Origin of the sequence: Spectribacter hydrogenoxidans (assembly GCF_031846275.1) — a bacterium.
GTDB classification, from domain to species: domain Bacteria; phylum Pseudomonadota; class Gammaproteobacteria; order Nevskiales; family Salinisphaeraceae; genus Spectribacter; species Spectribacter hydrogenoxidans.
In genome coordinates this window covers 1-14099 of record NZ_JAVRIB010000018.1, presented here as the reverse complement: position 1 = coordinate 14099, position 14099 = coordinate 1, and the positions used below count along the sequence as shown (strand labels likewise).

10 protein-coding genes are annotated in these 14099 nt (G+C 67.2%); 2 read left to right on the top strand and 8 right to left on the bottom strand.

The annotated features are described in order from the left end of the window. Nucleotides 1–8: 8 nt before the first annotated feature. The 8 genes from RM532_RS14165 to RM532_RS14130 form a co-directional block, all read right to left on the bottom strand. Entirely contained in the window at nucleotides 9–2207 is a 2199-nt protein-coding gene (locus tag RM532_RS14165; RefSeq protein ID WP_311653991.1) for a xanthine dehydrogenase family protein molybdopterin-binding subunit, read from the bottom strand. A gap of 4 nt (nucleotides 2208–2211) precedes the next feature. Then, the gene (locus RM532_RS14160; protein WP_311653990.1) at nucleotides 2212–2667 is read right to left on the bottom strand and encodes a (2Fe-2S)-binding protein; all 456 of its coding nucleotides are present in this window, start codon (nucleotides 2665–2667) and stop codon (nucleotides 2212–2214) included. A 113-nt stretch (nucleotides 2668–2780) separates the two neighbouring features. Then, on the bottom strand, nucleotides 2781–3317 hold the full coding sequence (locus RM532_RS14155) for a carboxymuconolactone decarboxylase family protein (protein WP_311653989.1): 537 nt from the start codon (nucleotides 3315–3317) through the stop codon (nucleotides 2781–2783). A 4-nt stretch (nucleotides 3318–3321) separates the two neighbouring features. After that, the gene (locus tag RM532_RS14150; protein WP_311653988.1) at nucleotides 3322–4146 is read right to left on the bottom strand and encodes an N-acyl homoserine lactonase family protein; all 825 of its coding nucleotides are present in this window, start codon (nucleotides 4144–4146) and stop codon (nucleotides 3322–3324) included. Beyond that, nucleotides 4143–7055: a molybdopterin-dependent oxidoreductase gene (locus RM532_RS14145; protein ID WP_311653987.1), complete on the bottom strand. Its 2913-nt coding sequence runs from the start codon at nucleotides 7053–7055 to the stop codon at nucleotides 4143–4145. Before RM532_RS14145 ends, RM532_RS14150 begins: the two co-directional genes overlap by 4 nt. After that, nucleotides 7052–7870: an FAD binding domain-containing protein gene (locus tag RM532_RS14140; protein WP_311653986.1), complete on the bottom strand. Its 819-nt coding sequence runs from the start codon at nucleotides 7868–7870 to the stop codon at nucleotides 7052–7054. The genes RM532_RS14145 and RM532_RS14140 overlap by 4 nt, the downstream gene beginning before the upstream one ends. A gap of 85 nt (nucleotides 7871–7955) precedes the next feature. Continuing rightward, complete coding sequence (locus RM532_RS14135; protein WP_311653985.1) at nucleotides 7956–9983, bottom strand: alpha-ketoacid dehydrogenase subunit alpha/beta; 2028 nt, start codon at nucleotides 9981–9983, stop codon at nucleotides 7956–7958. 113 nt (nucleotides 9984–10096) lie between these two features. Beyond that, nucleotides 10097–10870, bottom strand: coding sequence for an IclR family transcriptional regulator (locus RM532_RS14130; protein ID WP_311653984.1), 774 nt, complete (start codon nucleotides 10868–10870; stop codon nucleotides 10097–10099). Nucleotides 10871–11008: 138 nt separating this feature from the next. Between RM532_RS14130 and RM532_RS14125 the strand changes: the two genes are divergently transcribed. Further along, a complete protein-coding gene (locus RM532_RS14125; RefSeq protein WP_311653983.1) occupies nucleotides 11009–12160 on the top strand; it encodes an acyl-CoA dehydrogenase family protein in 1152 nt (383 codons plus the stop codon). 148 nt (nucleotides 12161–12308) lie between these two features. Then, nucleotides 12309–14006, top strand: coding sequence for a class I adenylate-forming enzyme family protein (locus RM532_RS14120; protein ID WP_311653982.1), 1698 nt, complete (start codon nucleotides 12309–12311; stop codon nucleotides 14004–14006). The last annotated feature ends 93 nt before the right edge of the window (nucleotides 14007–14099 follow it).

The following is a 14099-nucleotide window of genomic DNA, read 5'->3' as shown; positions in this document are numbered from 1 at the left end:
CCATCTCCTCAGGCCGGTTTGACGAAGGGAAGATCGCGCACGGATTCGCCGGTCAGGCGCCGCCAGGCGTTGGCCACGGCCGGCCCGATGGGCGGCGTGCCGGGTTCGCCGACGCCTGTCGGGTCTTCGTCGGACTTCACGATGGCCACCTCCACCTCGGGCATTTCGTGGATGCGCAGCGATCGGTAACTGTCGAAGTTGGACTGTCTGACGCGACCGCCCTCTTCCAGCGTGATGGCGTCGAACAGGATGGCGCCCAGCCCGTAGCCGATGCCGCCCTCCATCTGGGCGCGGATCACGTTGGGGTTGACCGCCACGCCACAATCCACCGCGCACCAGACCCGATGCACGCGCGGGCCCTCGTCGCCGCGGGAGACCTCGGCAATCTCGGCCACGTAGCTGGAAAACGACTTATGCAGGGCCACCCCGCGAGCGCGACCCTCGGGTGCAGGTCCGGCGGCCTCGGCCAGTTTCGCCACTTCCCGCAGCACGCCGGCGTGGCGCGGATGCTCGTTCAGCAGTTCGAGCCGGCCGTCGATCGGGTCCTTCCCGGCCATTTCCAGCAGCTCGTCGAGGAAGGTTTCGGTGGAGTAGGCGGTGTGCGTGTGTCCCACTGACCGCCACCAGAGTACCGGCACCGGCGACGCCGGGCTGTGCAGCGATACCCGCAGGTTGGACAGTCGGTACGGCAGATTGTGGGCACCTTCCACCGAGGTCGGGTCGATGCCGTCCTCGATCTGGCCGGCAAATGCCGAGCCGGCCATGATCGACTGGCCGACGATGATCTGGTCCCAGGCCACGATATTGCCGTCGTCATCGATGCCGCCCGACAGCCGGTGCACGTTCAGCGGGCGATACCAGCCGCCCTGGATGTCGTCCTCGCGCGACCACACCAGCTTGAGCGGCCGCGACTTGCCGTGGGCTTTCGCCACCTCGGCGGCCTCGCGGGCCAGATGGCTGGCCTGGGTGGCCCGCCGGCCGAAGCTGCCGCCGGCATACATGGTGTGAATGACCACCTGGCCGGGCTCGATGCCGAATACCTCGCCGATCGCCTGCTGGTCGAGCGTCTGGATCTGGGATCCGAACCAGGCCTCCACTGAATCGTCCTTTGCCTGGATCACGCAATCCAGCGTTTCCATCGGCGCATGAGCGAGGTAGGGAAAGCGGTAGACCGCATCCAGCCGTTTCGCCAGACGCGACTGCACGCCGGCAACGTCGCCGCGATCCGTGGCGATATCGCCGACGTTCTCCGACAACGTCTCGAAATCCGCCGTGATCTGCTTGGTCGAGCGCGTCTCCGCCCCGGTCTCGTCCCAGTCGATCTTCAACGCCTTGCGGCCCTGCATGGCAGCCCAGGTGTCGCGGGCATAGACCGCGACGCCGCTGGGAATGGTCTGCACGTCCGCTACGCCCGGCACCTTGCGGGCCGCGGCGGCATCCACGCCGGCCACGGTCGCCCCGAACTTCGGCGGGTGCGCCACCACCACCGTCAGCATGTCGTCGCGCATCACGTCGAGCGTGAACTGTGCTTGGCCGTTGCTCTTGATGCTGGTATCCAGCTTGGGCACATCGGTGCCGATCAGGCGGAACTGGTCCGGTGATTTCAGCGTCACGTCTTCGGGCGGCTCGAAGCGGCTCGCAGCCTCGGCAAATTCACCGAACGACGCGCGCTTCCCGCTACCCTCGTGCGTGATCACACCCTTGCTGACGGAGATTTCCCCGGCCGGCACCGACCAGGCCTCGGCCGCGGCCCGCACCAGCAACGCCCGAGCGGCGGCACCGGCCTTGCGCATCTGGTTGTAGGAGTTGGCCATGGCGGTTGACCCGCCGGTGCCCTGCACGCCGAACGCCAGGTTCTTGTACAGCTCGGCATCGGCCGGCGCGCTGCGGGCACGCATCTGGCCCCAGTCGGCATCCAGTTCCTCCGCCACCAGCGTGGCCAGCCCGGTGAACGGCCCCTGCCCGAACTCGATGTGCTTGATCAGCACCGTCACGGTGCTGTCCGGCGCGATGCGCACGAAGGCATTGGGCGAAAAATCGGCCCCGCTGCCATCCGGTCGGAAGAAGGCTGCGGCGCCGGAATCGGCTTCCGGCACCTGAGCCCGACCGCGCCCGGGCAAAGCCATACCGATGACCAGCCCGGCGCCGGCCAGGGCGCTGTGCTTGAGAAATTCGCGGCGTCCGGTATCGATGGTGTCGATTGTCATGACCCTACCCCGCCAGCTGCTCAGCCGCGTCGTGAACGGCCTGTCGGATGCGCACATAGGTGGCGCAGCGGCAGATATTGCCGGTCAGCGCGCCGTCGATGTCGTCGTCCGTGGGATTGGGCTTTTCCGTGAGCAGCCCGGTGGCGGTCATCACCTGGCCGGACTGGCAGAAACCGCACTGCGGGACGTCGATGGCGCACCAGGCGTCCTGGATCGCCTTGGCCTGCGGGCTGTCGAGCCCCTCGATGGTGGTGATCTTGCTGTTGCCGAGAAACTTCACCGGCGTCACGCAAGATCGTTTGGGCTGCCCGTCCACATGCACGGTGCAGGCACCGCACTGCGCTACACCGCAGCCGAACTTGGTGCCGGTCAGACCGAGCCGGTCTCGCAACACCCAGAGCAGCGGCATGTTTTTCGGGACATCGACATTGTGAGCGGTGCCGTTGATATTCAACTTCATGGCAAGTCTGGTTAGATCGTCGGAAACACCACTCTAAGCATGGCATCGTCGCCGGACAACCGTGGAAAGCGGCGGCATGGCACCGCCATCTGCCGCCCACGCTGGGCCAATGGCTATTCCGGTGTGATACCGCTTGCCACCAAGACACGCGCGGCCATGTTATAGGCGGCGATCAGCGCGACGATCTCGACCTGCTGGCGCGGTTGCGGCCAGTGCTCGCGCAGGGCCGCGAACGTGGCCTCGTCGATGATCACGTGACGGGTGCTGGCAACGGTGAACGCCATCAGCGCACGCTGCCCGGCATCGAAGAGTTTTGTTGCTTCCGCGGCGGCCGCGGCATCGGCCGCCAGGGCGTCGAACTGCGCCTGGCTGCCGCCGGCCTGCAGGAACAGCGCCTCGTGGTGATGCAGCTCGTAGTCGGCGCCGGTGAGCGACGCCACGGTGCAAATGGCCAGCTCGCGGGTCAGGGCCGGTAGCTCGAATTCGCCACGCACCGCGCCCAGCAGGGCGCCCCAGCCACGCGCCAGCGGCGGGCTGTGCAGCAGGATGCGATCCAGATTCAGCAGCTCGCCGCCACGGCGCTCGCGGATGGCGGCGACCAGATCGGCCGGGCCGGCCGCCTCGTCGTTCAGGTAGGGGATTTGCGGCATGGGTTTACGGCCAGGGTTTTTCCGGGCGCAGCGCGGCCAGGCGCTTTTCCGGGTCCTCTTCCAGCACCATGGGATCGTGCGTGGGAAACACCAGGTCGCTGCGCTGGCCGATGTCGCGCATGGCACGCAGCATCTGCTCCAGGTCGTAGTACAGGCCTGGCGGAATTCCCTGCCCCACGTTGAGCTGCACCTTGCGCACGATGTCGCCGACGATGCCCACCACCCCGTCCGGGGTGTTCACGTAGATGCACTGGCTGCCGGGCGTGTGGGTGTCCGGGTAGAGAATGCAGTCGATGCCGGGAAACGGCGTGACATCGCCCTCGATCAGTTCCACCCGTTCCCACAGCGGATTGACCAGGGCGGCGATGTCCTCGCGGTCGTAGAACAGTTCGCGGTTGCCGATCTCCAGGCCACGCGGGCCGACCGGCGCGGCGGCGGCCGCCAGCTCGCTGCGCTGGACGATGATCCGGGCATTGGGCAGGTCCTCGCAGCCGCCGGCGTGATCGTAGTGCAGGTGGGTGATCAGCACGGTCTTGATGTCCTCCGGCTTGTAACCGAAGCGGGCCAGTTGCGCGGCCAGGGTGTTGTCCTCGCCGATGCTGTGCGGCCCCAGCTTGTGGATGTTCATGGCGCGATCGGCGCTGCGCATGCCGGTATCCACCAGGATCGGCTCCGAGCCACCCTCGATGAGAAAGGCCAGCACCGGCACTTTCACCGGCGCGACGTTCTTGGTCAGGCTCCAGAAGATATCCAGCACCGAGCCCACCTGGGCCTCGCCCAGGATCAGCGGATGCACCTGGTACTCCTTTGTCTTGCTGGCCTTCGTCATGATGGCGCTCCCTGGCTGCGTGCCGCGTCGATCGCCGCCAGAACCCGTTCCGGCGACAGCGGCAGTTCACTGAGTTGCACGTCGAGCGGTGACAGTGCGTCTTCCACCGCGTTCATCACCGCCGCCGGAATGCCCACCGGACCGCCCTCGCCCATGCCCTTGGTACCAAGGGGCGTGTTCGGGGACGGACAGACCAGATGACCGATCTCGATGTTGGGCACGTCCGGCGCCTGGGGAATCAGATAGTCCCAGAAGCCCTTGTTGAGCAGGTGGCCCTGTTCGTCGTAGCGCAGTTCCTCGCCCAGCACCGCACCCAGGCCCTGCACGCAGCCACCGTGCAGCTGGCCGTTGACGATGGTCGGGTTGATCACCGTGCCGCAGTCGTGGGCGGCGTACACCCGGTCCACGCGGGTGGCGCCGGTTTCGGTGTCCACCTCCACGATCACCGCGAAGCAGCCGCTGGGATGGGTGGCGTAAATGCTCAGCGAGCCGGCGTCGTTGGGCACCCAGCGCACCACCGGATTGGTCCAGGTGGCGGTGGCTTCCAGATTCGGTTCCTCGCCCTCCGGGACGATGCCGTGCGGGCCCGGCCACAGCGACACGGCGTTGCCGAGGTCGCGAAAGGCCAGGCTGGCCGCCCCATCGGTCCGTTGCACGGCGCCGTCGCGCAGCGTGACAGCGTCGGTGTCGCATTCCATCATGCGAGCGCCGATGGCCCGCATGCGCCGCGCCAGCTTGCGGGCGGCCTCCACGGCGGCGGATACGCCGAAGCTGGCGCCGCGGCTGGACCAGGCGCCCAGGCCGTAGGGCACGCCGTGGGTGTCGCCGAATACCACGTTGATGCGGTCCGGGGTCACGCCGAACTCGTCGGCCACCACCTGGGCCAGGGTGGTTTCCACCCCCTGGCCGATATCCTGCATGCCGGTGAGCAGCAGGAAGTCGCCCTGCGGCATCATGCGCACGGTAGCGGTTTCGTAGGCATTGAAGATGCTGTTGGGCACCGCCCCGCCGGCCGGCTCCAGCATCATGGCGAAGCCCACGCCCAGGTAGCGGCCGGCGGCACGGGCCTCGGCCTGGCGCTTGCGGAACGCGGCCAGATCCACGCCGGCTTCCGCCATCGCCAGCAGCTCGGGGTAGTCGCCACTGTCATAGATCGGACCGGTGAGTATCTCGTAGGGAAACTCGTCGGGCTGGACCAGATTGCGCCGGCGTAGCTCGTTGGCGTCCATGCCGAGCTGGCGGGCCGCGATATTCATGAAGCGCTCGATGCCGTGGTTGGCGATGTCCTTGCCATAGCCACGGTAGGCGCCGTACGGCGCCTTGTTCGAGACCACGCCCACCACGTCCGCGCTATAGGCCGGCACCTTGTAGTTGCCGGGAAAATAGAACGCCCCCACCAGGAGCTGCCCCGCGCCGGCGGCCCGGTTGGTGCCATCGCAACCGCAGTTGCCCAGCAGATGTGTACGCAGGCCCAGGATGCGACCGTCGTTGTCGAAGGCGCCTTCCATGGTCAGGCGATAGTCGCGGGCGTGGATGCCGGAAAGCAGGTTCTCCTCGCGGGTCTCGGCCCACAATACCGGCCGCCCCGTGCGCATGGACAGCAGGCAGGGAATGACTTCCCCGTCCACCTGCAGCTTGAGCCCGAAGCCGCCGCCCACGTCCTTGCAGATCACCTCGATGCGCGCTTCCGGCAGATCCAGGGTCTGGGCCAGCAAGGTACGGCACTGGTGCGGGTTCTGGGTGGACAACCGCAGGGTCAACCGGCCCTCGCTGGACCAGTAATGGGCCAGCGCCACGCGCCCTTCCATCGGTACAGCCGTATAACGGTGGTGGGGAATCTCGGCCACCACGGTATGCGCGGCCTCGGCGAAGGCCTGGTCGAGCGGACCATCGCTGAACTGGTATTCGAGGCAGCGGTTGTCGGGCCAGTCCTCGTAGAGTCGCGGCGCGTCGTCGGCCAGGGCTTGGTCGATGTCCACCACCGGTTCCAGGACCTCGTAATCCACGACGATTTTCGCCAGCGCGTCTTCGGCAATATAGGGGTCGATGGCTGCCACCGCGGCCACCGGCTCGCCGTGATAACGGACCTTGTCCACCGCGATGGCATGCGATTTGTTCATGCGCATGCCGATGTCGATGGTGGGCGGTAGCGGGTGCGAGAACTCGGCCGCCTCGGCGCCGGTGAGCACCTGGACGACGCCCGGCATGGCGCGGGCCGCGCTGGTGTCGATGCGCCGGATGCGGGCATGGGCGTGCGGGCTTCGCAGGATGGCGGCATGCAGCGTGTCGGCATCGGCCAGGTCGGCCACGTAACGCCCCTGGCCGGTCAGCAGACGGGTGTCCTGAACCCGCTCGGTGGACCGCCCCACCCACTTGTCGCCGTCCGTAGCCGGCCGCGACTCGTCGGCAACCGGCGGCGCGTCGCCGCGCAGTTCCGCCGCCGCATCGAGCACGGAGGCGACGATGTTCTGGTAGCCCGTGCAGCGGCAGAGATTGCCCACCAGCGCCGCACGCACCCCGGCCTCGTCGGGCTCGGAATTGCTTTCCAGCAAAGCCTGGGCGGAGTTGAGCATGCCCGGCGTGCAGTAACCGCATTGCAGGCCGTGCCGGCGGCGGAAGGCGCGCTGCAGCACGCTCAGGCGGTCCGCCGTACCCAGGGCCTCCACCGTCTCCACCGCCCTGCCATCGGCCTGGCGCGCAAGCATCATGCAGGACTTCACCGGCGCGCCGTCCACACGCACGGTGCAGGCCCCGCAGCGGGCATCGTCACAACCGGTATGGGTGCCGGTCAGGCGCAGTTCCTGGCGCAGATAATCGACCAGCAGTAGCCGCGAGGGCACCAGCGCCTCGCGTGCCTCGCCGTTGACCTCCAGCCGGATCGGGGTGCTGTCCTGCGGATTGCCGGTCATGCCGCACCCGCCGCCGCGCGTACTGCGCGGTCCGCGATCACCGGCAGAATCCGGCGGCGATACGCCGCCGAGGCGTGCGGCGTGTCGGGGGGATCGAGTTCGCCGGCAAAGGCCTCCAGGGCGGTGCGCAACGCCGCCGAACCGGGTTCCAGGGCCGGCAAGGCATCGGCTGGCGGGGCAACGACATGTCCGTGCACGCCGCCGAATGCCAGACCGGGCCGCGTGCCGAGGGTTGCCGCGGCGCTGACGATGCCGGGGTCCGCCGCACGCCGGGAAAACTTGACGAAGCCGCTGGCCGGCGCTGCCGGCACCCGGATGGCCACGATCAACTCACCCCGGTTGCCGGCCGTCTCCCCGGCCAGAAAGTCTGCCAGTTGTCGGCGATGCTGCTGCCCGGCGCCGGCCACGACGATTTCGGCACCTGCCGCCAGCAGGGCCACCGCAACATCCGCGCCGCCACCGGTGCAGAGGTTGCCCCCTACCGTGGCGCGATTGCGGATCTGCACGTCACCCACCGCGGCGGCGGCAGCGGCGAGCGCCGGACAGTGCCGGCGCACCGCGGCATCGGCCGCCAGCGTGGCCAGGCGGGTGATCGCGCCGATTTCCAGGACATCGCCTTGCGCCCGGATGTAGTCGAGTTCGGCCAGCCCGGAAATATCCACCAGGCGTTTGGGGCTCAACAGGCGCTGGCGCATGTCCTTGAGCAACGCCTGGCCGCCGGCCAGCCAGTAGGTATCGGCATCGGGCCGGGCCAGGATCGCGTCGAGCTCCGCCCGACCGTGCGGCCTCAGCAGTTCGAATTCAGCCGGTCGCATGTGTCTTCTCCTCCGCGCCGGTTTTCCGGCTGTCATCGTTTTTTCTATCGTCGTTACGGCCCACGAACCACATGGACCACGCACCCTAGGCAGCAATCAGTTCCCGTACCGCGGCGGCGATACCTGGCGCATCCGGGATCAGGACCGCCTGCAGGTCCGGCGATGCGGGAACGCGCGTATCCGGTGTAGTCAGCCGCCGGACCGGTGCGCTCAGCAGGGATTCATGCGCCTCGTGAATCCGGCTGGCCAGTTCGGCGCCAAAGCCGCCGCTGCGCACTGCCTCGTGCACGATCAGGACCCGGCCGCCGCCATCGGCCACCGCCTGAGCCACGGCGTCGTGGTCCATCGGGTTGAGCCAGCGCAAGTCGACCACGGTGGTTTCAATACCTTCCCCGGCCAGCTGCTCCGCCGCCTCCAGCGCGCGGGGCAGCATGCTGCCCCAAGTGAGGATGGTGGCATCCCCGCCACTGCGGTGGCGGCGCGCGCGTCCCACCGGCTCGGCGCCGTCGGTGAGCGCCACTTCGCCCTTGGTCCAGTACAGCGCCCGCGCCTCGATGACCACGCAGGGGTCGGGATCGGCCGCGGCCGAGCGCAACAGGCTGTAGGCGTCGGCGGGCGTCGCCGCCAGTGCCACCTTGAGGCCGGGGATGTGGGTCAGCAGGCCCTCGATGCACTGCGAGTGCTGCGAACAGGAGCCCGGTGTGGCGCCCTGCTGCATGCGCACCACCATCGGCACCGACGACTGGCCGCGCGTGACATAGCGGATATTGGCGGCCTGATTGATCAGCTGATCGAAGGCGACGAAGACGAAATCCGCCCACATGATTTCGACGATCGGACGCAGCCCGGAAAGGGCGGCGCCGACCGCGGAACCGAGGATGGCATTCTCGGCAATCGGGGTGTCGAACACGCGATCGGCGCCGAAATCTCGCTGCAGCAGCTTGCCCACGCCGAAGATACCGCCGGCCTTGCCGACATCCTCGCCGTAAAAGACAGTGGCCGGCTGGCTTTGCAGCTCGTCACGCAAGGCGGTGTTCACCGCCTCGGCATAGGTCATCTCGCGGGTTTCGCGCACCGCCGGTGCCGGCGCATCGGCCGGAGGCGCCAGAACATGGTCGGTGGCGGTGGCCGGATCCGGGCGCGGCATGGCCAGTACCCGTTCGGCCAGAGCGTCCACCGCCGCCTCCTGTTCCCGGTGCAGGGCGTCAACCTCATCGGCGCTCATGGCGCCGGCATCGATCAGGCGCTGGCCCAGCAGCGCGAGCGGATCCTCCGCGGCGGCCGCCTTCTTGTCGGCAGCCGGGCGGTAGTGTTCGATGTCCTTGTTGTAGTGGCCCCAGAGGCGGGGCACGCGGCACTCGATGAACATCGGCCCGTCGCCGTCACGCGCGCGCTGCGCGGCGATCGCGACGGTGTCGCGCACCACCGCCGGGTCGGTGCCGGCAATGGTGGTGCTCTGTATGCCGTAGCCGCCGGCGCGGCGGGCAAGGCGCGAAACCCTGAACATGTCCCCGGTCGGCGTGAGTTCGGACCAGCCGTTGTGCTCGCAAAGAAAGATCACGGGCAGGGCGCGAGCGGCGGCGAACGCCATGGCTTCATGAGTGGCCCCCTGGTTCATGGCGCCATCGCCGATCGACACCAGCACCACCCGCCCGTTGCCGGCGGCGAGATTCGCCAGGGCCACCCCGCAGGCCTGGGTGGTGCCGGCCCCGACAATGGAGTTCTCGCCGATGAAGCGGGTATGCGGCGCCAGCATGAAGGCCGACCCGGCCCGCCCGCCGTTGATGCCGGCCTCGCGGTGGCAGATTTCGGCGAGAACCGCCTCGTCGTCCAGCCCCGCCGCCAGGGCCCAGGCATGGCCGCGATAGGTGGCGATGACCGGATCATCCTCCCGGAGACCGGCGACCGCGCCATAGGCCACCGCCTCCTGGCCGGCGCAGAGGTGGACCGAGCCGGCGATTCCCGGGGGATCGGTGCGGGTCAGTGCCAGCACCTTCGCCTCGAAGGCGCGCACGAAGCTCGTCCAGCGCAGGGCCTGGCGTATCGCATCGTGATCGAATGGCTGCGGCGACGACTGTGGCGCCGTATCGGCAGTTGCTCTGACCTGACCCATGGTCCCTCCTGGCACCGGTTGACAGCGGCGGGCGTCGTGCGCCGGCCCGCTGAACGTTGATGCTAGCGACCTTGCCAGAATTGTCAAATTATAATGTTATTATCATATTATGATTATTCTGACGTGCCTTCATGGGCCGCCACGACGCCCCGCAGGCTGTGCAAATACGCCGCCTGACGCTCGGTCAGGCGGTCCGTGGGTGCGGAGATGCCCAGGGCGAAGGCCGCCGGCATCCGCCCGATGGGCACGGCCAGACAGGACAGACCTTCGGCAAACTCCTCGCGGTCCATGCCGAAGCCCTGTTCGCGGATCTCGGCGAACTGCGCCTTCAGACCACTGCGGCTGGCCACGGTATGGGCGGTGCGGCGTGTCCGGGGGTGCCGCTGCAGGTAGGCATCGACCTGGTCCTCCGGGCTCATCGCCAGCAGCAGCTTGCCCGAGGCGCGGGCGTGGGCGTCGCCGGCGAAGCCGCGCGGAATTTCCGCTGCCTGTACCGGCAGGCCACCGCGGGCGCTGGCCAGCACCACGATTTCGCCCTCCACCCAACCGACGGCGTAGGCGGTCTCGCCGGTGGCCTCCGCGGCCTCACGGGCGTAGGGCAGCAGGAAATCCGGCGCCTGGAACTGGCGGTTGAAGCCCTGCGCCAGGGTGGCTACCCCCAGGCCCAGCAGATAACGGTTGCCGTTGGTCTTGCGCACCATCTGCAGCGCGGAAAGCGTGTGCAGCAGGTGATAGACCACCTGGCGCGATAAGCCGAGGTCGCGGGCCAGCTCGGTGGCACCGATACCGCCACCGCCGTGCGCGGCGATGGCCTGCAGCAGCGCAATGGCGCGGGCCGCCGACCGCACCCGCGGTTTGGGCTCGCCCGGGGAATCAGCGCCGGCCACGCCACGAATCTCCCGGGCCGCCTCGTTCCGGAGCGTGGCCGGCGGCGGCGCACGGCGGGGAAAGTTGCATTGTGGTCGCTCCTCTTCTAATTTCGGCAATCTTTCTTTTACGAATTTCCGCGCAAGGGGTGACATCGCATGGCGGCAAAACCCGCCAGTCCCTACTATACGGCCGACCACGAGTTGTTTCGCGATCAGGTGCGGCGCTTCGTGGCCCGCGAGATCGAGCCGCATATCCATGCCTGGGACGAGGCCGGCCGGGTGCCGCGCGAGTTTTTCAGAACCGCCGCGGAAGCCGGATTGCTCGCCCTAGGCTACCCCGAGGAATTGGGCGGCACCCCAGTGCCCGATTATCACTACCACATCGTGTTTCACGAGGAGATTGCCCGCGCCGGCTCGGGCGGCATCATCCCCGCGGTGTGGATTCACGGCATCGCCTGCCCGCCAATCGTGGCCTTCGGTACCGACGAGCAGAAGAATCGCTTCGTCAAACCGGTGCTGGCCGGCGACAGGATTGCCGCGCTGGCAGTCACCGAGCCGGGTGGCGGCTCCGACGTGGCGAACCTGCAGACCGTGGCCCGGCGCGACGGCGACGATTACATCATCAACGGCTCGAAGACCTTCATTTCCGGCGGCATGCGAGCCGATCACTTCACTGTGGCGGTACGCACCGGCGAGCCAGGGCTGGGCGGCGTGTCGATGCTGGTGGTCGAGGCGGATTCGTCGGGCTTTTCACGCACCGAACTCAAGAAGATGGGCTGGTGGTGCTCGGACACCGCCACCCTGCACTTCGACGACTGCCGCGTGCCCGCAGCCAACCTCATCGGCATGGAAAACGCCGGATTCGCGGCGATCATGCACAACTTCAATCACGAGCGGCTGGGGCTGTCGGCCCAGGCCTACGGGCTGGCGCAGTGCTGTCTCGATGAGGCCACCGACTGGGCAAAACAGCGCCAGACCTTCGGCAAGCCGCTGATCAAGCATCAGGTGATCCGCCACAAGCTGGTGGACATGGCCACGCGCATCAACGCCACCAAGGCCACGCTGGAGGCCCTGGCCTGGCGGGTGGACCAGGGCGAAACGCCGATCGCCGACATCTGCATGCTCAAGAACCTTGCCACCGGCACGCTGGAATTCTGTGCCAACGAGGCGGTCCAGATATTCGGCGGCATGGGCTACATGCGGGAAACCAAGGTCGAGCGCATCTACCGCGAAACCAAGGTGATGAGCATCGGCGGCGGCGCCACCGAGATCATGAAGGACCTGGCCGCGCGCCAGATGGGTTTCTGAACACCTCACCTGCCATCCCCTCTCCCGCCTGAGGGAGAGGACCAGGGAGAAGGTTTTCGTCAGGACGATCCCTTACGCGGACCTTCTCCCCAGGGAGAAAGGCCTCGTACACACCAGATAAATAACGATTCGGAGAGGAGTGACCACCATGAATGCCACCGCCATGCGCGAGAACCCGCCCTGGGCTGCCGCCCTGCCCAGCACCGACATGCCGCCGATTCCCGAGGATTCGCTGGCCGACATCGTCGAACGCCACGTGGCCGAAGCGCCGGCGGCGCCCTGCCTGGAATATCTCGGCGTGTCGATCAACTACAGCGAGCTGGACGCCTGGGCCAACCGTTTCGCCAACCTGCTGCGGGAGCTGGGCGCGAAGAAGGGCGACGTCATCGGCGTGCACCTCCCCAACACGCCGCAATACGTGATCGCGCTGGTGGCGGCTTCCAAGCTGGGTTGCGCCGCCTCGGGCGTGTCGCCTCTGCTCACGGCCGATGAATTGGCCTACCAGGTGGATAACGCCGGCATCCGGTTCCTGGTCACGCTGGATCAGCTGTTCAATGGTGCGGTCGCGCCCATCGACGGCAAGGTGCCGAACCTCGAAGCCGCTATCGTCGCCGGCCCCATCGACTTCCTGCCAGGCTGGAAGAAATTCCTGGCGCGAGTTCTCAAGAAAGTGCCGAAAGTCGATATTCCGGCGACAAAACAATTCCGCACCATCGGCTACTGGCCGGCCATCAACGGCGCCGCCGCCGAGCGGGTACACACCGAGGTGGATATGGATGACGTGGTGCTCATCCAGTACACCGGCGGCACCACCGGCAAGCCCAAGGGCGCCCAGCTGACCCAGCGCAACCTCCAGGCCAACGCCGTGCAGAGCGAGGCCATGGTGACCTACAACGTGGGCGACGAGACATTCGCCTCGGTGTTCCCCTACTTTCACGCCGCCGGCCTCGCCGTGTGCCTGATGGGCCTGCGCCAGCGCGCCAAGCTGCTGGTGGCCCCGGATCCGCGCGACCTCAAGACCTTCTGCAAGGCCATGCAGGCCCATCCGCCCACACTGTTCGGCAACGTGCCCACGCTCTATCAGATGCTGCTGGACGAGCCCGAGTTCGGGAAGGTGGATTTCTCGCGACTGAAGATGGCCATGTCTGGCGCCGGACCGATGCCGGCCGAGGTGATCCCGAAGGTCGAAGCCATCGTCGGTGAAGGCAAGTTCTGCGAGGCCTACGGCCTGACCGAAACCAGCCCCATGATCACCACCAATCCGCCGGGCCGCACCAAGCCCGGCACCGTGGGTGTACCGATTCCGGGCACGGACATCCGTATCGTCGACGCCGAGAACGGCGACCGGGAAATGCCCTTCAACGAACCGGGCGAGCTGATCGCGAACGGCCCGCAGGTGTTCGGCGGCTATCTCGGCCTGCCGGACGAGTCCGCCAAGGCCCTGCGAGAGTTTGACGGCAAGACCTTCTTCTACACCGGCGACATCGCGAAAATGGATGAAGAAGGTTACATAACCATCTGTGATCGCAGTAAGGACATGCTGATCGTCGGCGGTTTCAAGGTATTCTCGGTGGAAGTCGAGAACAAGCTCAAGGCGCTGGACGACGTCGAACTCTCCGCCGTCATCGGCACCCCGGACGAAAAACGCCCCGGCAACGACGTGGTCAACCTGTACGTCCAGCTCACGGAGGCCGGCAAGGCCAAATCCGCCGATCAGGTCAAGAACGAGATTCTGGCCTTCTGCCGCGAGCACATGTCGGCCTACAAGGTGCCCAAGCACATCCATATTGTCGACGAGATTCCGCTTACCCCGGTCGGCAAGGTGGACAAGAAGGCGTTGCGCTAAGCGTGGGCGCGATACAATCTCTTGGTGACATTCGGTGGCAAGTTATTGGCAGTTGCGCTCGTGTTTGTTACGGCCGGATGAACCGCTAATTTT